Below are 22517 nucleotides of genomic sequence, written 5' to 3'. Positions count from 1 at the left end.
ATGATTCAGCAATCAAGTCGGATTGCTATATAAAAAGTGTTGAGTTCAGAAAACAGAGTACAAACTACATAACACAGCGACTCTGCACTTTGGTAACTCAACACTACTAAAACTTTCTGACTCAAACTTAATTCCTCAGATTTCGCCTGATAATTAATCCCTGCACCCACCATGACGGAGACATTCTCCCGTTTGATCTTCTCTAGAAGACAATAGCCAGGGCGCTAGATTCGGTTGAGTATTAATACCATCAATCTGATTGATAAAAGGAGTGGTAAGAATTGGCACATCACCACTACTCGCTAAACCGGGTTCCGCATTGTACAAATAAGCAGGTAATGCCATCAGTCCAATGCAAATTATCCTATGCATACAAACCTCAGCGAACAATTTGCGTTAGCAAAGCTTTCCGAAGGAATCGCACTATTTGTAGATGCCACCTTAATGAATCGGAGTTTCCAAACTCAGCATTGTATGTTGATGTTGTGTCAATTTATGCAATGCTAATGGCCGCAGAGACGTGATTTTTAAAATATCGGTTCCATCCATTTGTCTATGTAGTTTACAGGATGGGCATGACTCACAAGATGGCTTCCCACTAACTTATGCAAGCCGTACTATAAAAAAACAGGAAAAAAATCTTTAATTAGAAACAAATATAATTTCGCTAGTTAGATTTTGAGTGAAAACTGACGCAGCGATACTATGCTGCTTTGGCAGGGGCGTAAGGGAGTAATAGAATAGTTAACAAATGTTGCCTACCTCATAGCCTACTCATGACTCCCTCATCAGAAGTTGACACTATCACTAATGCCAATATTGACCTAGAAGGACAAGGCAACTCAGACACTGATCCTCTTGATGAGTTGCCTGGCGAAGTCGAAATGTCGCTTTTCGACCACCTAGAAGAGTTACGACAGCGGATTTTCTATTCATTAATAGCCGTAGTAGTATGTGTTATCGGCTGTTTTTTGGCTGTCAAGCCACTTGTTCAATTACTAGAAGTACCAGCAAAAGGAGTGAAATTTCTTCAACTTGCACCAGGAGAATATTTCTTTGTCTCCCTCAAAGTTGCTGGTTACAGTGGACTGGTACTTTCTAGCCCGTTTATCCTTTATCAAATTATCCAGTTTGTGCTTCCAGGATTAACACGCCGTGAACGTCGCCTATTGGGGCCAATAGTTTTAGGGTCGAGTGTGTTATTTGCTGGTGGATTAGTATTTGCTTATTCAGTGCTTATTCCCGCAGCTTTGAGATTTTTTATTAGTTATGGTGCTGATGTAGTAGAACAACTGTGGTCAATTGATAAGTATTTTGAATTTGTACTGCTGCTGTTATTTAGTACTGGTTTGGCATTTCAAATTCCGATAATTCAATTATTGCTAGGTAATTTGGGTATTGTCTCTTCCGACGTAATGCTTTCTGGCTGGCGATATGTAATTATGGCAGCCGTGATTTTAGGCGCTGTTCTTACCCCTTCTACCGATCCCTTAACCCAAGCTTTGTTAGCTGGTGCAGTTTTAGGGCTTTACATGGGAGGAATTGGTTTAGTTAAGCTCACAGGCAAATGACCCAAATAACTTATAGTGACTTTGAAAAAATAGAAATGCGTGTAGGCAAGGTCATTAAAGTTGCAGAATTTCCTCAAACACGTAAACCAGCCTACAAACTTTGGATAGACTTTGGTGATTTGGGGATAAAAAAATCTAGCGCCCAAATTACCAAACTTTATCAACCAGACGATTTAGTAAATAGTTTAATCTTAGCTGTTACTAATTTTCCACCTCGTCAAATTGCTGATTTCATTTCAGAAGTTTTAGTTTTAGGTGTAGTTTTAGATGATGGCAAAGTAGCATTAATTCACCCAGATAGAGATGTGCCTTTAGGCGCAAGAATTTTATAGTTTAAGTTTTGGAGCATTATTAATTAATAAAAGAATAATTTCAAAAGGAGTAGGATTTTGTAGCTTTAGTGACTCCTATCTCCTGACTTATCCCTTAGTTTATACAATCCATTCAGAGGCGCGTTCACCCAAATCGAGGGGAATGCTAACAGCTTTGCCAAGGCGGGGGCGATCGCGTGTTTGGGCAATAAAAGTTTGTACCTGTGCTGTACCCCCTAAAGCATTAAGATAATTAGCGATGCTCTCAAGATGTTCTTGGTACTCTGCCTCTGTGAGAGGAAAAGAAGCTTGCTCTAGATATTTCCACATGACTTGCAGAAAAATCTTGCCTTGAGTACGGCGGAACTGGACATCGTAAGAATGTCCCCACTTATCAAGCAACAGTTGGTGTAATTCCTTTCCTGTCATAGCTTCTCTCAATTAGATTTTACATTTAGTTATGATGTTAAGTTCCGTAACTCAAGTATGATAAGGATATAAAGAAATGTAATGCTAACAGAAAAGCTGCTAAAAGTATCTTGCAACAAAGAAGTTTAGCATCATTGGTTAGCATTTCGACCGAGACAAGAGTTGCTCAAGTATTAGTACTCTTGTCAAAATGCTTAGACAAAATATACAAAGAGCGAGCGCGTAGGATATGGCTCAATTTTCGGAATCAATGGACGTTCCCGATATGGGTCGTCGTCAATTCATGAACCTGCTCACCTTTGGGACTGTCACTGGAGTAGCTCTGGGTGCATTGTATCCCGTTGTTAACTACTTTATTCCTCCTGCTACTGGTGGTGCTGGTGGTGGTACAACAGCAAAAGACAGCTTAGGCAATGATGTGAGCGTTAGTCAATTTCTAGATAGCCATAACGTAGGCGATCGCACCCTCGTTCAAGGATTGAAGGGCGACCCCACCTACATTGTGGTTGAAAGCAAAGAAGCTATTACCGATTATGGTATTAACGCTGTTTGTACCCACTTGGGTTGCGTTGTTCCTTGGAACGCAGCGGAAAACAAATTTAAATGTCCTTGTCACGGTTCTCAATACGACGCAACTGGTAAAGTAGTCCGAGGCCCTGCGCCACGTTCTTTGGCTTTAAGCCACGCCAAAACCGAAAACGACAAGATTGTTCTCACACCCTGGACTGAAACCGACTTCCGCACCGGCGAAGAACCTTGGTGGGCATAATTTTTAGTCAAAAGTCCATAGTCCAAAGTCCATAGTGTAAATCATTGACTATTGACTATTGACCCTTGACTCATGACTCTTAACCCTTGACTACTTCATCCAAGAATCGTTGTCCTTACAGAGATGAGAAATGCCTTTACAACAGCGAGGTTAACTCGCAGTGCTAGAGCAATTACTAGAACATTGCTCATAGCGATCGCTACAGTAACATTCTTCTTTACTAGCGATATCGCTTTGCCTCAAAGTGCTGCTGCTTATCCCTTCTGGGCGCAGCAAACCTATCCTGAAACTCCCCGCGAACCGACAGGTAGAATCGTTTGCGCTAACTGTCACCTAGCAGCCAAGCCAACAGAAGTAGAAGTACCTCAATCAGTGCTGCCTGACACAGTATTTAAAGCTGTGGTAAAAATTCCCTACGATACCAGCGTGCAGCAAGTTGGTGCAGATGGTTCTAAAGTTGGTTTAAACGTTGGCGCAGTATTGATGCTACCCGAAGGCTTCAAACTTGCTCCTGAAGACCGCATTCCTGAAGAACTGAAAGAAGAAGTCGGCGATACCTACTTCCAAACCTACAAAGAAGGTTCAGACAACGTTGTTATTGTTGGCCCCTTACCTGGCGAACAATATCAAGAAATTGTCTTCCCTGTTCTGTCTCCTAACCCTGCAACTGACAAAAACATCCACTTTGGTAAATATGCAGTTCATGTAGGCGGTAACAGAGGACGCGGACAAGTTTATCCTACTGGCGAAAAGAGCAACAACACAGTTTACAACGCTTCCGCTACTGGCACCATTAGCAAGATTGCCAAAGAAGAAGATGGTGACGGTAACGTGAAATATTTAGTGAACATCACCACCGAAGCTGGTGATGTGGTCACTGATACAATTCCTCTAGGCCCAGAACTAATTGTTTCTGAAGGACAAACAGTAAAATCTGGTGATGCTTTGACCAATAACCCCAACGTTGGCGGTTTCGGTCAAAAAGATACAGAAATTGTGTTGCAAGATGCCAGCAGAGTTGGTTGGTTAATTGCCTTTGTCGGGCTGGTAATGTTGGCTCAAGTAATGCTAGTTCTCAAGAAGAAACAGGTTGAAAAAGTTCAAGCTGCTGAAATGAATTTCTAAAATTTTCTGATAAATCCTTTTTTAAAAAGACAGGCAATATGCCTGTCTTTTTTAATTTTTGATAACGAAGATTCAATACATTAAATTGACAGAAAATGATTAGTCAAGAAAACGCTGAGCATTATCTATGGGGTAATAGGTGTCATGGTTGGCATTTAGTCAAACAACCAAATTTGAGTGTGATTCATGAACTTATGCCACCAGGAACATCTGAAGTGAAGCATTATCATGAGCGATCGCAGCAATTTTTCTTTATTTTATCTGGAACTGCAACATTAGAAATAAATGGCGATCGCCAAATTCTATCTCAGCATGAAGGTATAGAAATTTCCTCTGGTATAACTCACCAAATCTTAAATGAAAGTGACAATGATTTAGAATTTTTGGTAATTTCACAACCGCCTAGTCATGGCGATCGGATTTTGGTAAATTAACTGGCAAAAACTTTTTTAATTCTTGTAGGTTGGGTTACACTTCGTTACACCCAACCTACGGTAATTACTAAATTAAATATGACATCTTAAAGCAACACAAATACAATCTGAATAATCCTTGAGAATTTCTCTTACTTTAATTTGCCATAAAGTTTCTTCCTCACTCATTATTGAACCTCCATGAATTGTATTTACAAAAGCCTGTATTCCTGTAACCTCTCCTAATTCATGCCATTCGCCATTAGGAGTCACAATTGCATAAGGTATTACTTCAGGTAAATCAACAACTCTACAAGGATAAGATATGGCTGTTGCTGAGTCTAATGGTTCCATTTCTAGAAAACGATAATAATCCCACTTACCTTGAGGATTAATCGTTGTCATTTTATATAAACCTACTTCATCAATTCCATCGGCTTCTTCTTCAAACCATCTTAGTCTATCACCTAGTTCCATTTTGGCTAGACCTCTCAGATCATGACTAGAAATTTCCCAATCTGTAGCTATTTTTTCAATTTCTTCTGTGGAAAGTGTTGTTAAATATTCTATTTCTTCTATAATTTTTTCTTCATTTAGATATTCTTTATACTGTTCAACCTCTAACTCTGAATAGTATGGGGCAAGAATTTCAATAATTTTTTCTTCTATATTATTTGTGTCTAGTGGTAATAAGACTAAAGCAGAAAAATGCATTTTTCTTAAAAAAGAAAATAAGTTTTGAGCAAAAACGTCAATTTATTTTTAGCAGCAGAAGAAAACGTACAAAGATTAGCAACTAAACTTGAATAATTAAATGTTTATCAAGAGAAGTTCTAATTAAAAACGAATTTTATTACATAAACTAAAATTTCCTCAAACTAGTAGTCTGAGGAACTATAAATGAAGCCTATGCTGGCTAGATATTTAATATTTGAAAACCAAAATTAGGCTCTTCAAATATATTGAATGTACATTAACTAGTACGGAGAAAGTTTTATTGAGACGCGAGAATTCGCGCCTCATAAACTTTTTGACAAATATTTACCTAAAACTAATGCAAAATAGCGTCTCAAAAGGATTGTATTACCGATTGAGGTTTAACCAAGATACTTTTCCAAAGTATTAGCTAATGTAGTTTTGGGTACAGCACCAACGACCATATCAACTTTTTGCCCATCTTTAAAAATCATTAATGTGGGAATGCTGCGAATGCCATACTGACTAGCAACTTGAGGATTCTCATCAGTATTAACTTTCACAACTTTTAGTTGACCGTCGTACTGAGCAGCAATTTCATCGACAACAGGAGCTACCATACGGCAGGGGCCACACCAGGGAGCCCAAAAATCAACTAAAACAGGTACACTGCTGTCGAGTACTTCTTGCTTAAAAGTAGAATCTGTAACTTGTGCGGCTGCTGACATGCCTAAAAACCTTTGCCAATTACATTTCTGAGTTTCGTGAAAATTCTACCATAGCAAAAACATCTGCTTTGAAGAGTAAGGATGTACATTTGCAAAGAAGCTCTCGGATTTATTCACAAACATAAGGAACCGCCCGAACAGTAGTCCGGGCGGAGTGTGGTGTGAGGAGTGAACGGAAACATGCGTCTCCGCTTTCTCTATTGTAGGCGACATACGGGATTTTTCCAGTTGAATGTTTGAGAGTCTGGAAAAATTTCCTTAAGAATTTCAACTGAAGTATGAAGTGTAAAGTCTGAAGTTTGAAATTTTATCCTTCAGCCTTCATAATTTCTTTATTTACCCATGCCTAATTGTTGAGCTTTTTGGTACACTTTGCCTTCAGTTAGCAAGGAAGGAGCAATGACAACTTCAACTTGCTGCATTTCTTTGATGTCTTTGGCTCCTAAAGTCCCCATACTAGTTTTTAAGGCTCCCAACAAATTATGTGTGCCATCGTCTAATCCAGCCGGGCCAATGAGAATTTGCTCTAGAGTGCCAGTTGTACCAACTTTAATCCGAGTCCCACGAGGTAATACTGGGCTAGGAGTTGCCATTCCCCAATGGAAACCACGTCCTGGGGCTTCAGCGGCTCTAGCAAAGGGTGAACCAATCATTACACCATCAGCACCGCAAGCGATACATTTACAAATGTCTCCCCCAGTGATTAAACCACCATCAGCAATCACAGGCACATATTTACCAGTTTGCTGATAGTAATCATCGCGGGCGGCAGCACAATCTGCGATCGCAGTTGCTTGGGGTACACCTACACCCAACACTCCACGAGAGGTACAAGCTGCACCAGGGCCAATTCCCACTAATACCGCAGCAGCACCAGCCTTCATTAAGTCCAAAGTGACATCGTAGGTTACACAGTTACCTAACACCACTGGCATGGGCATAGAACGGCAAAATTCTGCCAAATCGAGAGTAACTACCGACTCTGGTGATAAATGTGCGGTGGAGACCACTGTAGCTTGGATGAAAAATAAATCTGCCCCAGCTTTGGCCACTACCTCACCGTATTTGCTGGCTGCTGCTGGTGTAGCACTCACCGCCGCAATGCCACCTTGTTGTTTAATTTCCTGAATACGTTTTTCAATTAATTCCGGCTTTATGGGTTCGGCATAAAGTTCTTGCATTAAGGAGACAAATTCATCCTTTCCTACCGAAGCAATCCGATCTAGGATGGGGTTTGGGTCAGCATAGCGAGTTTGGATACCCTCTAAGTTAAGGACACCTAATGCACCTAGCTGTGATAAACGCACAGCCATACCTACATCAACTACACCATCCATTGCACTAGCAATAATTGGGATTTGTCGCTCTATATTGCCAATCCGCCAGCTAGTATCTGCCAAACTAGGATCTAAAGTTCTTTTACCGGGGACTAATGCAATTTCATCAATTCCGTAAGCCCTGCGAGCTGTTTTTCCCCGCCCAAGTTGAATGTCCACGCTGTTAACTTTTCTCAAAACTGTTCTAGCTAGGGTATCAAATTGTGAGGGGATTTGCAGCGATTTTTTGGTAATTAACTACAAAGATGTTTCAAGTTAGAGGCGCTTAGTCTAGATACTAGAGGCTAGGGGATAGAAAAGAAAGTTTTTTACGATTGGTGCTGTGTTTTTACCATGATTGACTGTTTTGAAAATAGCGTAGGGAGAACAGGGAATAGGGGAAGAAAGATTTACTGGTTAATACCTGACTAGTTGAAGTAGACAAAATACATGAGGAAGGAAATTTTGAGATAAAAGCAATAAGCGATCGCTATTTCTGCTTTCATAGTCTCCATGAAGGTAAATTTGCTCAGAAAATAGCAAGAAAATACAAATTTCATGATGCTTTTTGATAGCTTTAGCAAAGCATTTAAAATTGTTAAAGTTGGTAGAAGTTAGCGATCGCTCAATTACTCATATAAAATTTCCAGTTAACTTCATCGTTGATGACAAGTTTGGCTTGAATGAGAGGATTTTAACCATCTGTTGACAGCAAAGACTAAACCATATAGTCTAAATCTCGATTCAGTTTTCTGGAATTCACAGTCAAGGCATTGTATTCAATACCAGTAAAGCGTTTATAAATAAGTTCTATAACTAGCCATCGGGGAATATACCCCAATTAAAAACCCAGTCGTTGTGACTGGGTTTTTGGCAATTGATTATGAATTCTTCTTCAAAGCCCTCTTAAGAAATTTGAGCAATGGTTACACCACTACCGCCATCAGCTTGTTCTGCTGGCTCGTAACTGCTGACTCGCGGATGCTGTTGCAAGAATGCGTGAACACCTTGTCGCAATTTACCTGTACCGTGTCCGTGAATAATCCAGATGGGGCCATTCGCTTCGGAAATGGCTTTGTCTAATTCAATTTCGGCATCGGCTACGCGCTTACCCCGCAAATCGATTGTGTTTTTCGAGGTACGAATTGCTGGTGCTGCTTGGGGTGGTGGCGTGGTTGGTGCTGGTGCTGGTTTTGGTTTGACAATAGGTTCAGCTTTTTGACCATCGAGAGATTCGATGTCCTGCAATTTTACTGTCATTTTCATGATGCCGAAGCGGACGTTTAACTCGCCATCTTCATCGGGGGCGGTTAAGACTTCGGCTGTTTGTCCAAATTGGGAAATTCGGACGCGATCGCCCACTTTCGGCATGAAACCAACTTTAGGCTTAGGTGCAGGGGCTGGCTGGTATTTTTGCGTAATTTGATTTAACGCATTAGTAGCTTGCTGGGCATCTTGGGCTGTGGGTGTACCTTGCTGCAAGCGGCGAATAACTTGGGCAATTTCGCCTTTGGCTTGGGCGATCGCTTGTTGGATTGCAACTTCCTGGGAAATTCGCAAGGATTTTTCCCGTTCCTGTAAGGCTGCGGCTTTGTCGGAGACTTCTTTATATAACCGTTCCGCTTGCTGCAAAAGTTTTTGGGCTTCGGCTGCTTTGGTTTCTTGGCGGCGACGTTGCGCTTCTAACCCTGCAATTACTTGGTTAACCTCGTCTGTTGCTTCGCCGACTTGAGTTTTGGCTTGTTCGACTACTTCTGGTTTTAAGCCCAAACGCAGAGCGATCGCTAAAGCATTAGAGCGTCCAGGAATCCCCCACAATAAACGGTATGTAGGCGACAGCGTAGCTTCATCAAATTCTACTGAGGCATTTTCAAATCGCGCATCTTCATATTTCAGGGCTTTTAATTCCCCAAAGTGAGTTGTGGCAATTGTTAGCTGGGCGTGTTCTGCGAGATATTGTAGGAGTGCGATCGCTAAAGCGCTACCCTCGGCTGGATCTGTACCTGCACCTACTTCGTCGAGGAGGACAAGTGCTGAGTGCTGAGGAGCCACTGCGTTGGGCGGCTCTGCCGACTTGAAGCAAGTGGCGTTGCTGAGTGCTGAGTGGGGTTCATCTTCATTTTCTAAAGCATTCAGAATCCGGCTAATACGGCGGATATGCCCGGAAAATGTTGATAAACTTTGCTGAAGAGATTGTTCATCACCGATGTCTGCTAATACTTGGTCAAACCAAGGCATCTCCACAGGTTCGCGGGCGGGGATGAATAAACCTACCTTCGCCATTATTGCTGCTAAACCGAGGGTTTTTAAGGTGACAGTTTTACCACCAGTGTTCGGCCCGGTAATTGTGACTACCTTGATATGGGGACTAATCAATAAATCTACCGGAATTACGGCGTGGCCTTGCTCGTGCTGTTGCTGCCAAACTAACAAAGGGTGACGTAACTGGCGTAAGGTGATGATTTCTTGTTCGTCGCGGTTAATGAATCTGGGGGGATTAGCTTTTAGCCAGTAACTGTAACGCGATCGCGCCGCAGCTAAATCTAGGGTAGTGACAATTGCTAAAAGCCTTTCTAAATCTGGCGTGACGGCTGCCACTTGCTCAGTCAAAGCGCGACGGATTGCTTCTTCTTCTGCTTGTTCTCGTTTCAGCGTTTGCCGCAATTGATTACCCATCGGCACGATGGAATTAGGTTCCACGTACAAAGTCACGCCACTCGTAGAAGTATCGTGAACAATACCGGGGATAACATCTTTGTGGCTGGCTTTTACCGGGATAACAAAGCGATCGCCGCGTTGAGTAATTAGCTGTTCCTGAACCGCGTTGGATTTAGCTTGTAAAATATTATGCAGTTTTTGGTTAATTTGGCTGCGTAATCGCCGCAAATCGTCGCGGATTTCACCTAGTTTTTGGCTGGCGCGATCAGCGACAGTACCACGTTCATCAATACAACGGTGAATTTCCTGCTCTAATTCTGGGTAAGTACGTAAATCTGCGACTAATTCAGTTAATACTGGTATATCTTCCTGGTTATCAATAACACGCCGTAAATTTCTAGCACCGGATAGGGTGGTTGCGATCGCGAGTAATTCATCGCCAGCCAAAATCCCTCGGAGTTCAGCGCGTTCTATGGAATCACCAATATCTTGAATACCATCAAAAGATAAGCTTGTAGTTAGACGACTTTCCAGTTGGTAAACTTCTTTAGTCTGTGCTAATAACTGCTCACTGACTGACTGTGATGTAGGAATTTGTAAATTAGTTGATGCGATCGCCCCTAGCTTTGTTGCCGCAAATGTCGCCAAATGCTGGCAGAGGCGATGCCATTCTAGTAGTTCTAAAGTTTCCGCTTGGATCAAGGCTGCAACATCTAAAAAAATCTCATATAAAATTATCGTAACAACAGAGTCGCCTTTACAGCCAATATCAGAAGATGCACTTGCCTTGCTTAGGTGACATGGAATAGATGCAATCGGCTTTACATCATGCCTCAAAGAGCATTTATACTCCTTCAGCAGTAAAACTTTCTTGTTTGTGATCAATTATGTAGGGAACCAATAAACTTCTGCTCTGCTTTGTTTTGAAAAGCTTGTACCTCTTCCACAATTAGCTCTAATCAATTTTCTTAACCTTAATAACTGTTGAGCAAGGTTTCATGCTACTCCTGGTTTATCTTCTAAAAACTAGCACAATTTGACTATGCGAACTGAAAAGCAAAAGGGTGATCGCCCTTTTAACTTTCTCACAGCTAGAAGTTAACTATATTTTATATCTTGTATCACTTATCTAATTTTAGATATCTTATCCACTTCTACTAAATGTTAAATTTCTATTTGGTAACAGCAAATTATTTTCAATTTCTTGCCTCACTTCCAGCCTGACATAACAGTCACTATTTAGGCAGTCTATTAGTAAATTATTGGCATATAAATACTGTTGTAATAGTGACTTTTGTGCTTCGTTGAGCTGCCAGTCATGGCCAATATTGCAATGCTCAATCATAACGGCTCTCAGCTTTTCATTCCAAACTTGGCCATCAGCCTTCCACCAGTAATTAAAGGCTTTGTAGTCGCTTCTTAGAGGTGGCAATTTGCTTTTGAGTTCATCAAGCAAAATTTGTAACTCAGGACGTGGATTATTTTCTAGATAAAACTCAAGATTTGAATCAAAGTGATGAGAAGAGATAGTATTTAAGCTTTGTCTAGCTACACGAATTTTTTTTGCTTCAAAAAAGATCGCAACTTCTAAACTCAAGGCTGGAGTACCTATACCGCTAACTCCAGGATCGCAAGCTTTATAGAAACCTCTGTCTGAAGTACCCGTAAGAGCTAGATCAAAGGCTAGAATACGAGGAAGAATTTCAAAGTCTGAATAGTTACACTGAAAAAGAATCAAATGTAAGTAGACACCTCTAATTTCTGCTGGCGGATATGGCACTGTAGCTAAAGAAGATTTTTTATCTACCCAACTTATCAAATTTTGTAATTTTTCATCTGTGCTGATTATTCCATCAATTTTACGCTTCATCAACTGCAAAAAATCGTCTGCTTTTCGCATCATCCCTGCTGGTATCATTCCTGCTGTGAGCAAAAATACTTCTCGCCATCGTTTCTCGGTAACATGCTCAATCAAAGTTTCATAAGCAGAATTAGCAACTATTTTTCTTGCTGCAAAATACTCGTGAAAGGTCAGATGAGAAAAGGAATAAATACCTTTTGCTCTTTCTACTAATAATCCATGCTGTGCTTCAATAGATTTTAAAACAGCTTCACTATCTAGTCTCAAAGCTTCTGGATCTATGTCAGCATTTCGTAAGTTACGAATAAAGTTAGCAATGTATTCCTCTACAGATTTTTGTTTAAAAAAATAATCTTTCCCTGTAAAAGTAGTCAGCGCAACTTGGCTTAATAAGTCTTCTTTACGCTGCAAAGATAGATTTTTATATACTTGATCCCTTTCAATGTTGCGTTTGGCATCCCATTTTTTAAGCAATACATCTAATCCTTCTTTATAAAGTTCAGAACGGTTGGCTGGGAAATCTCCACTATCTCCAAACACCAAACACAGTAATGTCAGAAGTAAAGGACTACTTGCTAGTTCTTGGATTGGTTTATTTTCTTTCAGTTTTTGAATAAATCTTTCACCTTTAACCTGATCAGTTAACTGGAACCAATTTTTAGCAAAAATGGCTATTTGTTTTTCGTCAAAATCTGCCATTTCCACTTCTGTAAAGCTTTCAAATATGTATTCTTTAGCAGCAATACGACAGGTAATTACAAACTGATTGTTATGAAACTGGTCAGAAAATTCTCGAATTTTTCGTAAGACACGCTTGGTATCTTCTTCTCGTACTTCATCCAAGCCATCCAGTAATATTAATGCCTTACCCTGTCTCAATAGTTTCTCTACTGTTATGTTGGTATAAGTTAACTCGCAGATTGATAACTGGTGAGCAAGAAATTCCAAAATATTTAGTTTTCTAGGTGCTTCTGCAAAATCTTTGAGCGTGATGAACAACGGAACTCTATCTGCTTGGAACTTCTCCTCAATACACTGCATTGCTAGATACTTTAAAAAAGTAGTTTTTCCTGCTCCTGGTTTACCTAATACCATTAGCTTACTGTGACGCTGTACCGCCTCTAATCCCGATACTCGTTCCTGTTGTATCTGGCTCAGTCCAATTCGCTCAAAGTTATCATGGTCACAGTTTTGCATTAGTTCTGCAACTTTAAGCCGTCTTCGGCCTGTTATTTCCTCCAAAATATTGACATTCGTGTAAATACCTTGTTTTCCTGTTAATTTAATTGGTTTAGGCATATCTAATACCCGCATAGTTCCGCACTTTTCTTTGATGTAGGGTTTGATTTGTTTGCGGATTTCTTGTACTAAAGCATCAATAGAACCATCTATGTCATCTGTAGTGAAATGACTAGAGGGTTTTTGCTGTGAGTATTTTTTGCTCAGATACTCCCGTAACCGACTTTCTTTAACAGGTCCACGTCCGGTGATACTAAATTTTTTGTAAATACCTGTAAGACAAGTGCTGAGGTTACTTTCAGAAATGTTTAATTCTTGAGTGACCTGAACTCGACTCTTACTACGACCGAATATTTCTACAAAGACTTCTTTCTCTCGTTGCGACAATTCACTGTATTGCTCCAGTTGCTTAAGAAAGTCCTCTGATATAGACATTGACCACGTCCACAATTACTTATAAGTCAGTGTAGCCAAAGTTTTTATCAAAATGTGGAGTTAACTCAGTGTAAGTCAGGCTAAGTCAAGGCAAGTCAGATAAATAGCTACAAAAGAAAATTGCGAAATTTAACTCAGTAAAGCTTCTGAGGAAATCGTAATGCTAGAAACACTAATCCCTTTGATTGTTAATAAGTCTGTTGAAGTTGTTGTTGGAATACTGCTAGAAAAGTTTTGTAAATGGCTACTAAGTGATGCCAATATCAAAAGTGCCAGCAATTTTTTGAAAATGCAGATTCTTGTACTTTATTTAGATTTTGTTTTGCGAAAAACACCACTAAAATCTCTACCAGAAGAATCACAAGACAAGTAGTAGAGATGATCAAGCGATCGCACCCACAAATCACAGGCGATCGCCACTTTCTAAACTCTCATCGTGCTACCATTACCAATAAATTTTTGTGGGAGGTCAAGCAATGGCTACCCTTAATGCCTTGAATATACCCGATGAGTTATATGCACAACTGCAAGAGTTAGCGAAAGCGGAAAATAGCTCAGTTGATGCTATAGTTATTACAATCTTGCAGAAGGCTTTGCAGGCAAAAACACAGCCAGCAGAGGACGAAAAGTATAAAAATGTACTGAAAATACTGGAAGAAAGTAGCCGCAATCGTCGCCGCTTAAATCCAGCAGACTTTGGATTACCTGATAGTACTGAACTGATTCGAGAAGACCGGGACAGATGACCACACCTCTCAGATGCGTAGTAGATACCAGTGTGTGCATCAAATATTTTATTGCTGACCCATTAACTACCAAAGTTAAGCAACTGTTTGGTCATCTTTCCAATTCACAGACGGAAATTTTTGTCCCAGACTTGTTTTATATTGAGTCTGCAAATGTGATGTGGAAGTATGTTCGTGCAAGAATGTACACTGCTGCTGAAGTGCAAACAGATTTAGCCACGCTCAAAAGCTTTCCCTTGCGTGTTGTTTCAACGGCTGATTTGATGGCGGATGCGGTGAATATCGCCTTAAATTACAATATCTCGGCTTATGATGCTTGTTATGTTGCACTTTCGCAGCAAGTTAATGCTATTTTACTGACTCTTGATGCAAAACTGGTGAGAGCGTTAAATAATTCATCTAATAATATTTGCTCGTTTCATGATTTTGAGATTCCGCCATTGTCGTCAATATAACAGTGTCTCTACATAAATATATCTGTTGCGGTAAACAATGACGAGCGATCGCAAAACTCTCATCGCCCTATTTATAATTAGGCTAATGTTACCTGAGTAAATAAATCTTATGGTTGTGCAGACTCCCCCCCGTCAATACTCCGCTGAGGAATACTTGGCACACGAAGAGGCTGCTGAGTGCCGCAGTGAATACCGTGATGGAGAAATTATACCAATGACCGGAGGCTCAATTAATCATAACCGAATCATTCGCAACCTGAGTAGATTACTTGAAATCGGCTTACAAACACAGTCTTATGAAGTTTTTTTGAGTTACTTGCGTCTCTGGATTCCGCGCTACCGAGAATATACATATCCTGATGTTTTGATCATCAAAGATGAACCAGTCTTTCAATCAGGACGGCAAGATACAGTAATAAATCCCTGCATTATTTTTGAAGTGCTTTCTAAATCTACTAGTAGTAGAGATAGAGGTGATAAATTTACTTATTATCGCTCTATTCCCGAATTTCAAGAATATATTTTGATTGACCAATATCAACTTCACATTGAGCAGTTTAGCAAAACTCCTGATGGTAATTGGCTATTTAGAGAATCTGACGATGAAGATGGAGTTTTAACTTTAGTTGCTGCTAACTGCCAAATTCCTCATCGCCAGATTTACGAACGAGTCAACTTTGAAACTCAACCAGAGTAGTTATACCAATTCGCAGTTCGCAATTAAGAAAGCTTGATTTTACAAGAGTTTCAGAATTTGAATCTGTTGCCGAATTTTAGAGAATTGGTATTACTTAAAAAATCAAGCAAACTCTTTTACCTTTTGCCTTTTGCCTTTTGACTTGTTTACGGTGTTCCCACTGCACCAGAGTAAACTAAGCCCCGTTGCACATCCAAGGTTAAAATTGCCCCATCACGAATGACTTGGGTGGCTTTCTTTACCCCAACAATCACAGGTACACCGAGACGTAAGCCAATCACGGCGGCGTGACAAGTCAAGCTTTCTTCTTCGGTGATAATGCCAGATGCTTTGCGGATGGCCTCGACAAAATCTGCACCGGTGCGGGGTGCTACTAAGATATCGCCGGGGTTAAAGTTGCTAACATCCATACCTGTATGAGCAACCCTAGCACGACCACTCACTGAACCTTGTCCCAGTCCAATTCCTTGACCCAAGACGGCTGTCACCACTTCAACTTTAATTAAATCTGTGGAACCAGAAACGCCTTGCAGTGTACCAGCAGTCATCACAACCAAATCACCTTCAAAAAGTAATTTATGCTCTTGGGCGACGTTGATGGCGGCTTGGAATGTCTGACCTGTGGAAGGTAAACCCAATACCAGTAGCGGTTTTACGCCCCATACCAGTTGTAATTGTCGAGCTACGTTGACGTGGGGTGTCACAGCCAAAATCGGTGTGTAGGGACGGAATTTCGACACGTTACGCGCGGTTGCCCCTGTTTGGGTTAAGGTCATGATGGCAGATGCGCCTAGGTTTTCAGCAATTTGACCTACTGCTTGGCTGATAGCGTTGGGAATGGAACGTCTACTATCTCGTAATTGGCGTGTGTCTGCGTTTCGTTGTTCTTGTTCTATGCGTTCAGCAATACGTGCCATTGTGGCGACTGCTTCTACTGGGTAGTTACCTACAGCAGTTTCGTTGGAAAGCATGACTGCATCAGTGCCATCTAAAATCGCATTGGCTACGTCGGATACTTCCGCACGGGTGGGGCGAGGATTACTCACCATGCTATCTAACATTTGCGTAGCGGTGATAATCGGAATCCCCAAGCGGTTGGCGGTGGAAATCAGCCGCTTTTGTAGTATTGGGACATCTTCTGCTGGCAGTTCGACCCCTAAGTCACCTCTCGCCACCATTACGCCATCGCATAAAGCCAGAACTGCTTCCATTTGTTCAATGGCTTCGTGCTTTTCGATTTTGGCAATAACTGGTACTTGCTTCCCGGTGCTGGAAATCAGTTCTTTGATTTCGATGACATCTTGGGGGTTGCGGACAAAAGAAAGTGCTACCCAGTCTACGCCTTGGTCTAGACCAAACATCAGATCCTCGCGGTCTTTGTCGGTCATGGCTTTAATTGACAAGTAAACCCCAGGAAAGTTTACACCTTTGTTGTTGGATAACTTGCCACCAACAGTTACACGGCAACATAAATCACCCTTTTCCCGATTGGTTTCTTCCACTACCATTTCTACTCGCCCATCATCGAGGAGAATTTTGGCTCCGGGGGGGACTTCTTCTGCTAAATATTCGTAAGTAACACAGCTTATCTCTTGTGTACCTACAATTTGGCGATTAGTTAAGATGAAGCGATCGCCTTTTGCTAAAACTATAGACCCATTTTCAAATCGCCCCAAGCGAATTTTTGGCCCTTGCAAGTCTTGCAAAATTCCCACTGGTTGATTTAGTTCAAAGGCTGTCTGCCGAATTAAGCGAATATTACGCTGATGATCGGCATGAGTACCGTGAGAAAAGTTAAGGCGCAGTGTTGTTGCTCCTGCTTCAATAATCGCCTTGAGCATTTCTGGGCTACTGGTAGCAGGGCCAATTGTAGCAACAATTTTTGTCCGACGTAGAGAATCTCGTAATTGCATAGGGGCTGATTTTAGGGAGCTTGTTAAGCAGTCATAGTAAATTAAGGGAGATGCTGTATTCAGTTACTGCCACATCAATAAATTTAACCAGTTAGCGAGGGGCAGTTAAAGAGTGAAACTAAAGAAATGATTCCTTAGTTTTCCCTCTTAATTTTTCTTAGTAACTAGAGATCAGAATAGCTATCGTACACTAATCCTGATGCCCTCCTTCCCCAGGCTGACTTTTTTCATCTACTCTTTGATAACTGAGTGACACACCCTAGTGATCAGCAAATACTTGGGTTTCGTCTGGAATCATAGCGTTATTCATCTGCTGCTAAACAAATGTTTAGATAAATCTTGCTATACAAAACTTTATCAAACTTTATTTTTTACTAATGTTTGTCGTATATTCGTAATGTTTGGTAAAGAAGGAGTCAGAAATGCTCGCGTTGGAGGCAGAACAAAAAATATTGAAAGTCCCGCCCAAGGAATTGTTAGCGCCTCCCGGTAATTTCAGCCCGACAATGCTGATTTTTTTGTCTGCTGTAACCATGCTGGTGTTCTCGAATTGCGGCTACTGGCTGTGGGAATGGCCACACTGGTTATGCTTTTGTATTAACACCCTAGCTTTGCATGGTTCTGGCTCAGTAATTCATGATGCCTGCCATCAGTCGGCGCATCGAAACCGGATAATCAACGCGATGCTCGGTCATGGTAGTGCTTTAATCTTGGCTTTTGCTTTTCCTGTATTTACGCGCGTACATTTGCAGCATCACGCCCATGTCAATCATCCCAAAGATGACCCAGATCATTATGTTTCTACAGGTGGGCCTTTGTGGCTGATTGCAGTGCGGTTTTTATACCATGAAGTTTTTTTCTTTCAGCGAAAACTGTGGCGTAAGTATGAGCTATTGGAGTGGTTTATTAGCCGCTTGATTGTTGTCAGTATTGTTTACATTTCAGTTCAGTATGGTTTTTTAGGTTACATCCTCAATTTTTGGTTTATTCCTGCCTTTGTAGTTGGGATAGCTCTGGGATTGTTTTTTGATTATCTGCCACATCGGCCTTTTGTCGAACGCGATCGCTGGAAAAACGCCCGTGTTTACCCCAATCCCATTCTTAATCTTTTGATTATGGGGCAGAATTATCACTTAATTCATCATCTTTGGCCTTCAATTCCCTGGTATAATTATCAACCAGCATATTATGTGATGAAGCCGCTTTTAGATGAAAAAGGTTGTTATCAAACTTCGGGATTATTGCAAAAAAAAGATTTTTTTGAGTTTGTTTACGACATTTTTTTAGGAATTCGATTTCATCATCACAAGCCCACTGAGAACTAAAAATTCGGAGGCTGAAATGAAAATTTGGGTATGGAGTGCCATTGGACTTTTAGCTGTCAATTTAACTGTGCTGGCAATTGTGGCATTTTTAATTCATCGAGACAGCACTCAGCCAAACTATAATCAATCACAAATAATTCAAAATTCTGGCTCTTAACTACTGAATTGTTTTGTGTTGAATCCAATCCAAATTAATGTTTAATACCTTGTGGTGTGGGTAGGGCATTTTGAATTTCAGGTTCGGGTGAAATTATCTGCACAGACCAGTAGCTAACAAGCATCAAAATCAAACCAGATACCACACCAAGTACTAAACCAACTAATAAAGGTGACTTTTTAGGAGTAATAAAAGTTTCAGTAGCACTTGTTTGTTTTGCTAAAAATGGTTCTGATATTGTGCTGCTCAACACCGAGTTAGAGTGATAAGCAGATAAAGTATTTTGAGATGGAAATGTTGATAGAAGAGTAGCATCTCTATTGCTGATTTGAGTGTACACATTAATCAGCGGTACTAGGGCTTCTAATGCTTCCTTTGCCGATTTATATCGGTCTTGAAAGTGGTAACGCACCATCTTATTAATTACCGCAGCTAACTCAACATTTACCTCAGCTAAATGTTGCCAAATAATTTCACCTGTTGTTCGGTCTTCGGGTAATTGTGTAGGATGGACTCCTGTGAGTGCTTGAATTGCGATTATACCTAAAGCATAAATATCACTACTAGGTCTTGGTCTGCCACGTTGTTGTTCACTAGGCATGTATCCAGGTGTACCGATCGCAATTGTAGATTGTTCAAGAGGAATAAAATTTTTCTGGTCTTTAACCAATTGTGTCAAAATCGGTTTAACAGCACCAAAATCAATCAAAACTAAGCGATTGTCTTGGATTCGTCGCATAATATTGCTGGGTTTGACATCTCGATGTATCAAACCATGACTATGAACAAAATTGAGGATTTCTAGAACTTCTCGTAGTAATTGAAAAACCTTCGTTTGTGGCCAACGATAACCAGGCTGAAGTTCTGTACTAAGAGTATGTCCCTCAATAAATTTTTGTACTAAGTAAAATTCTTGCTCATCTTCAAAATAAGTCAACAGATGGGGAACGAAATCATAGTCGCCGAGTTTTTGCAGCGCTTGTGTTTCTCGATTAAATAGCCGTCGGCGGATTTCTACAGGAATCGAAACTTCGCTACTTGGTAAAAAATGCTTGACGACGCAGGTGGGACGGTGAGGAAGATGCGTGTCTTCAGCCATGTAAGTTTTACAAAACATTCCTTGACTTAAAACTTGCACAACCTGGTAACGTTCACTTAGTAACTTTGCTAACATGTTACGATGTACCTGACGGTTGCTCTAGGTAATATTACGTAAAGGTATTTACTTATAGTTTTAATATATATTCTTTATTAAAGAACGCTTAATAAAATTCAATTTCAATGAGCAACAGTAACAGAAAAGCTGTTTCACTCAGCACAGACGCTATGCAGATGATCAGAGGGCTGATCATTGGCGAAGTAATTACAATTGTACTCATTGGTGGGCTGTGGTTATGGCTGAGGCCACGCTTATTTGTCAGTAATCGTGCGGTTTCTGTCTCTAGTCAAAATCCTGAAGCTGTAAGTAGTCTTACGGGTTCAACCTTTGCCAATGTTGATGATATGCCAATTGGTGCTTTCAATTACGGTGGAAGTACCGCTTGGGCATCAATTAGGCAATTAGTAGATTCTCAGATTCAAAATACTCGTCCAGAATTTCAATTGCTCTACGTCAATCCTACGCAAGGTAGCCCTGGTTCTGGAGCGGGGATTAGAATGTTGCTTGATGGCAAATTAGACTTTACTCAATCATCCCGTCCTTTAACGGAGGCAGAACAAGCTCAAGCTAAAAAGCAAGGTTTAACAATTAACCAACGTCAAGTTGGGCTGGATGGAGTTGCAGTAGTGGTTAACCCAGAACTGCAAGTACCAGGCTTAACAGTTGAACAGTTACAAAAAATTTATCAGGGAGAGATTACTAACTGGAAGGAAGTAGGTGGAAAAGACTTGCCAATTGTGCCGTTGTCCCAATCTCCAGAAAATGCCGACACGCTGTTATTCCCTGACAAGCCAGCTGATAAACAAGGGTTCAGTTCGCAAGTTGAATATGTTTACTCGACTACAGAAGCATTGCGCCGTGTCCAAGCAACTCCTGGCGGTATATATTATGCTTCTGCTAGAGGAGTAGTGTATCAATGTGGTGTGAAGCTACTGCCTTTAGGATTGACTTCTGAAGAGTTTGTTTCTCTCTACCGTGAACCAGTTGTGCCGTCAAATCAGTGTCCACGACAACGCAATCAACTGAATACGGCAGTGATTAAAAACGGTAGTTATCCACTGACTTCTAAATTATTTGTGATTATTAAGCAAAACCAAAGTCAAGCACAACAAGTCGGGGAAGCATACGCCAAACTGTTGCTAACAGAACAAGGACAAAAAGCGATCGCTCAAGCTGGGTTTGTTCCCATCAACAGTCAGGAGATAGCTGCTAATTGACCAATTCTAACCTTCATGATCAATTGAGTGCGATCGCTTCTTCATTCCAAATCTTTGAGTGTGTTTCCTGTGCTATTTCCTTGCGCCAATTTCTAATTGAGCAAAACGTTTCCGGCAAACAGATTAGCCTGTTTACAGGTAGTACAGAAGATCCTTTTTGCAACATCTACCATGAACGTCTTCAACAAAACATCTCTATCAACGGACGACATGAAGTGATCGCGGTTGAAATTGACGGACAAGAACTCATTTTTGACAACATTCACCCCGAAGGAGTTGTCAGATTAGAATGGATGAATAACCTTTACTGCCCTGCACAAGATTTAGGCGGCAATTTCCAAGTTACTGAAACTGAATTTTAAATTGGAGGGACAGATGGTTGATTTATATGACTTAATCCGTAATATCCAAAAACGTCCTGCGATGTATTTAGGACGAGTTTCTATCTCCAACCTCCGCACTTTTCTGGCCGGTTACTGTTTTGCACGTCGCCAGATGGCAATCCCTCAAACACAACAGGAACAGCAATTTTCAGAATTTCAAACCTGGATTCAGCAGAAATTCAATTTGACTTCTAATCAAACCTGGGATCAAATAATTTTATTTTTTTCTCAAGATGAGACTACTGCTTTAGAGCAGTTTTTTAAATTATTTGATGAATTTACGCAACAATATGCCAGTGAAATTTCAACAAATGCAACTGTCGATATACCGCCTGTAGTACTATTGCCTAAATATCAACAAGATCCGAGTGAAATTTCAACCAATGCGACAACTGACTTGATGGCGACTTAGGAACTCAAGATTGAGAGCTACTTCATACTTTTGACTCAACTACTGACTGTGATGTATGTAAAGACTGAGGTAAACTCCAGTCCGGACGTAAATTAGAAGCTTGGCGCAAATAGATGTGGTGAATTGGCACGGAGGCTGGCAAATAAGCGTGAATTAAGAAGCGGACGCAACGTTGTAAACTACCTTCAACGTGCATTTGCTGTACATCCAACATAGCCACATTATCCCAACCAGAACGGGTGCGTGCGATCGCCGCCGGAAAAATCGCATCTAAATCGCGGGTGACGGAGAAAGTTACGCTAATCATATCCTGTGGTTGGATTTGATTTCGTTGTTCTAGTTCATCTAGCAGTTCGGTTACTGCTTCTCGCATTGCTTCAATCGTGTTTTCGCCAACGGTTGTTGCTCCACGAATCGCTCGCATTTGCCACTCCACGCCAAATATCCTCCTTAGTTAAAAGTCAAAAGTCAAAGGTCAAAAGTCATTAGTTATTTACTAATG

General features: G+C 40.8%; 23 protein-coding genes and 1 pseudogene. 14 read left to right on the top strand and 10 right to left on the bottom strand.

What is annotated here, in order from left to right:
• Positions 1-153: 153 nt before the first annotated feature.
• Entirely contained in the window at positions 154-372 is a 219-nt protein-coding gene (locus ACMX3D_RS16360) for a hypothetical protein (protein WP_482746945.1), read from the bottom strand.
• A 404-nt stretch (positions 373-776) separates the two neighbouring features.
• Here ACMX3D_RS16360 and tatC point away from each other — a divergent pair, with 404 nt between their 5' ends.
• Together tatC and ACMX3D_RS16350 are read left to right on the top strand one after the other, a co-directional pair.
• Positions 777-1571 carry a twin-arginine translocase subunit TatC gene (tatC, locus tag ACMX3D_RS16355; RefSeq protein WP_482746944.1) on the top strand — a complete coding sequence of 265 codons (795 nt, stop codon included), beginning with the start codon at positions 777-779 and terminating at the stop codon, positions 1569-1571.
• Positions 1568-1903, top strand: a complete 336-nt coding sequence (locus ACMX3D_RS16350) for a tRNA-binding protein (protein ID WP_482746943.1) — start codon at positions 1568-1570, stop codon at positions 1901-1903. Before tatC ends, ACMX3D_RS16350 begins: the two co-directional genes overlap by 4 nt.
• A 99-nt stretch (positions 1904-2002) precedes the next feature.
• Here the strand turns inward: ACMX3D_RS16350 and ACMX3D_RS16345 are convergent, their stop codons facing one another.
• Positions 2003-2311 carry a DUF3067 family protein gene (locus ACMX3D_RS16345; protein WP_482746942.1) on the bottom strand — a complete coding sequence of 103 codons (309 nt, stop codon included), beginning with the start codon at positions 2309-2311 and terminating at the stop codon, positions 2003-2005.
• 229 nt (positions 2312-2540) lie between these two features.
• On the opposite strand from ACMX3D_RS16345, the gene petC reads away from it, so the two are divergent.
• The 3 genes from petC (at position 2541) to ACMX3D_RS16330 (ending at position 4639) form a co-directional block, all read left to right on the top strand.
• Positions 2541-3080 carry a cytochrome b6-f complex iron-sulfur subunit gene (gene petC / locus ACMX3D_RS16340; protein ID WP_482746941.1) on the top strand — a complete coding sequence of 180 codons (540 nt, stop codon included), beginning with the start codon at positions 2541-2543 and terminating at the stop codon, positions 3078-3080.
• A 123-nt stretch (positions 3081-3203) separates the two neighbouring features.
• Positions 3204-4205, top strand: coding sequence for a cytochrome f (gene petA, locus ACMX3D_RS16335; protein WP_482746940.1), 1002 nt, complete (start codon positions 3204-3206; stop codon positions 4203-4205).
• 95 nt (positions 4206-4300) lie between these two features.
• Positions 4301-4639, top strand: a complete 339-nt coding sequence (locus ACMX3D_RS16330) for a cupin domain-containing protein (protein ID WP_482746939.1) — start codon at positions 4301-4303, stop codon at positions 4637-4639.
• 72 nt (positions 4640-4711) lie between these two features.
• Here ACMX3D_RS16330 and ACMX3D_RS16325 read toward each other — a convergent pair whose 3' ends face one another.
• From ACMX3D_RS16325 to ACMX3D_RS16305, 5 genes and pseudogenes are all read right to left on the bottom strand, one after another.
• On the bottom strand, positions 4712-5332 hold the full coding sequence (locus ACMX3D_RS16325; protein ID WP_482746938.1) for a hypothetical protein: 621 nt from the start codon (positions 5330-5332) through the stop codon (positions 4712-4714).
• Between the two features lie 383 nt (positions 5333-5715).
• Positions 5716-6066 (bottom strand): annotated as a pseudogene (gene trxA, locus ACMX3D_RS16320) (thioredoxin); the annotation flags it as partial.
• Positions 6067-6374: 308 nt separating this feature from the next.
• Positions 6375-7538: a GuaB3 family IMP dehydrogenase-related protein gene (locus tag ACMX3D_RS16315; RefSeq protein ID WP_482746937.1), complete on the bottom strand. Its 1164-nt coding sequence runs from the start codon at positions 7536-7538 to the stop codon at positions 6375-6377.
• A gap of 726 nt (positions 7539-8264) precedes the next feature.
• On the bottom strand, positions 8265-10718 hold the full coding sequence (locus tag ACMX3D_RS16310; protein ID WP_482752355.1) for an endonuclease MutS2: 2454 nt from the start codon (positions 10716-10718) through the stop codon (positions 8265-8267).
• Positions 10719-11160: 442 nt separating this feature from the next.
• On the bottom strand, positions 11161-13551 hold the full coding sequence (locus ACMX3D_RS16305; RefSeq protein WP_482746936.1) for an NACHT domain-containing protein: 2391 nt from the start codon (positions 13549-13551) through the stop codon (positions 11161-11163).
• Between the two features lie 160 nt (positions 13552-13711).
• Here ACMX3D_RS16305 and ACMX3D_RS16300 point away from each other — a divergent pair, with 160 nt between their 5' ends.
• The 4 genes from ACMX3D_RS16300 (at position 13712) to ACMX3D_RS16285 (ending at position 15449) form a co-directional block, all read left to right on the top strand.
• Positions 13712-13924, top strand: a complete 213-nt coding sequence (locus tag ACMX3D_RS16300) for a hypothetical protein (RefSeq protein WP_482746935.1) — start codon at positions 13712-13714, stop codon at positions 13922-13924.
• Positions 13925-14027: 103 nt separating this feature from the next.
• The gene (locus tag ACMX3D_RS16295) at positions 14028-14297 is read left to right on the top strand and encodes a hypothetical protein (protein WP_482746934.1); all 270 of its coding nucleotides are present in this window, start codon (positions 14028-14030) and stop codon (positions 14295-14297) included.
• Positions 14294-14752, top strand: a complete 459-nt coding sequence (locus ACMX3D_RS16290) for a type II toxin-antitoxin system VapC family toxin (protein WP_482746933.1) — start codon at positions 14294-14296, stop codon at positions 14750-14752. The genes ACMX3D_RS16295 and ACMX3D_RS16290 overlap by 4 nt, the downstream gene beginning before the upstream one ends.
• Before the next feature lie 109 nt (positions 14753-14861).
• A complete protein-coding gene (locus ACMX3D_RS16285) occupies positions 14862-15449 on the top strand; it encodes a Uma2 family endonuclease (protein ID WP_482746932.1) in 588 nt (195 codons plus the stop codon).
• Positions 15450-15595: 146 nt separating this feature from the next.
• Here the strand turns inward: ACMX3D_RS16285 and pyk are convergent, their stop codons facing one another.
• Positions 15596-17362: a pyruvate kinase gene (gene pyk, locus ACMX3D_RS16280; RefSeq protein ID WP_482746931.1), complete on the bottom strand. Its 1767-nt coding sequence runs from the start codon at positions 17360-17362 to the stop codon at positions 15596-15598.
• A gap of 422 nt (positions 17363-17784) precedes the next feature.
• Between pyk and crtR the strand changes: the two genes are divergently transcribed.
• Complete coding sequence (crtR, locus tag ACMX3D_RS16275) at positions 17785-18687, top strand: beta-carotene hydroxylase (protein ID WP_482746930.1); 903 nt, start codon at positions 17785-17787, stop codon at positions 18685-18687.
• Positions 18688-18703: 16 nt separating this feature from the next.
• Positions 18704-18844 carry a YpmS family protein gene (locus ACMX3D_RS16270; protein WP_229543472.1) on the top strand — a complete coding sequence of 47 codons (141 nt, stop codon included), beginning with the start codon at positions 18704-18706 and terminating at the stop codon, positions 18842-18844.
• Positions 18845-18878: 34 nt separating this feature from the next.
• On the opposite strand, the gene ACMX3D_RS16265 is transcribed toward ACMX3D_RS16270, so the two are convergent.
• Entirely contained in the window at positions 18879-20018 is a 1140-nt protein-coding gene (locus ACMX3D_RS16265; protein WP_482746929.1) for a protein kinase domain-containing protein, read from the bottom strand.
• A gap of 107 nt (positions 20019-20125) precedes the next feature.
• On the opposite strand from ACMX3D_RS16265, the gene ACMX3D_RS16260 reads away from it, so the two are divergent.
• From ACMX3D_RS16260 to ACMX3D_RS16250, 3 genes are read left to right on the top strand one after another with little or no spacing between them, the layout of a single operon-like run.
• A complete protein-coding gene (locus tag ACMX3D_RS16260; RefSeq protein ID WP_482746928.1) occupies positions 20126-21220 on the top strand; it encodes a PstS family phosphate ABC transporter substrate-binding protein in 1095 nt (364 codons plus the stop codon).
• The gene (locus ACMX3D_RS16255; RefSeq protein ID WP_482746927.1) at positions 21217-21582 is read left to right on the top strand and encodes a papain fold toxin domain-containing protein; all 366 of its coding nucleotides are present in this window, start codon (positions 21217-21219) and stop codon (positions 21580-21582) included. Before ACMX3D_RS16260 ends, ACMX3D_RS16255 begins: the two co-directional genes overlap by 4 nt.
• Positions 21583-21595: 13 nt before the next feature.
• Positions 21596-22015 (top strand): hypothetical protein, encoded by a 420-nt coding sequence (locus ACMX3D_RS16250; RefSeq protein WP_482746926.1) that lies wholly within the window; start codon positions 21596-21598, stop codon positions 22013-22015.
• Between the two features lie 22 nt (positions 22016-22037).
• Here ACMX3D_RS16250 and aroH read toward each other — a convergent pair whose 3' ends face one another.
• Positions 22038-22451: a chorismate mutase gene (gene aroH / locus ACMX3D_RS16245; protein ID WP_482746925.1), complete on the bottom strand. Its 414-nt coding sequence runs from the start codon at positions 22449-22451 to the stop codon at positions 22038-22040.
• Positions 22452-22517 lie beyond the last annotated feature (66 nt).

Source organism: Anabaena sp. TISTR 8404 (genome assembly GCF_056847745.1).
Note: the sequence above shows the minus strand (reverse complement) of the source record. Positions and strands in the feature narration are given on the sequence as shown.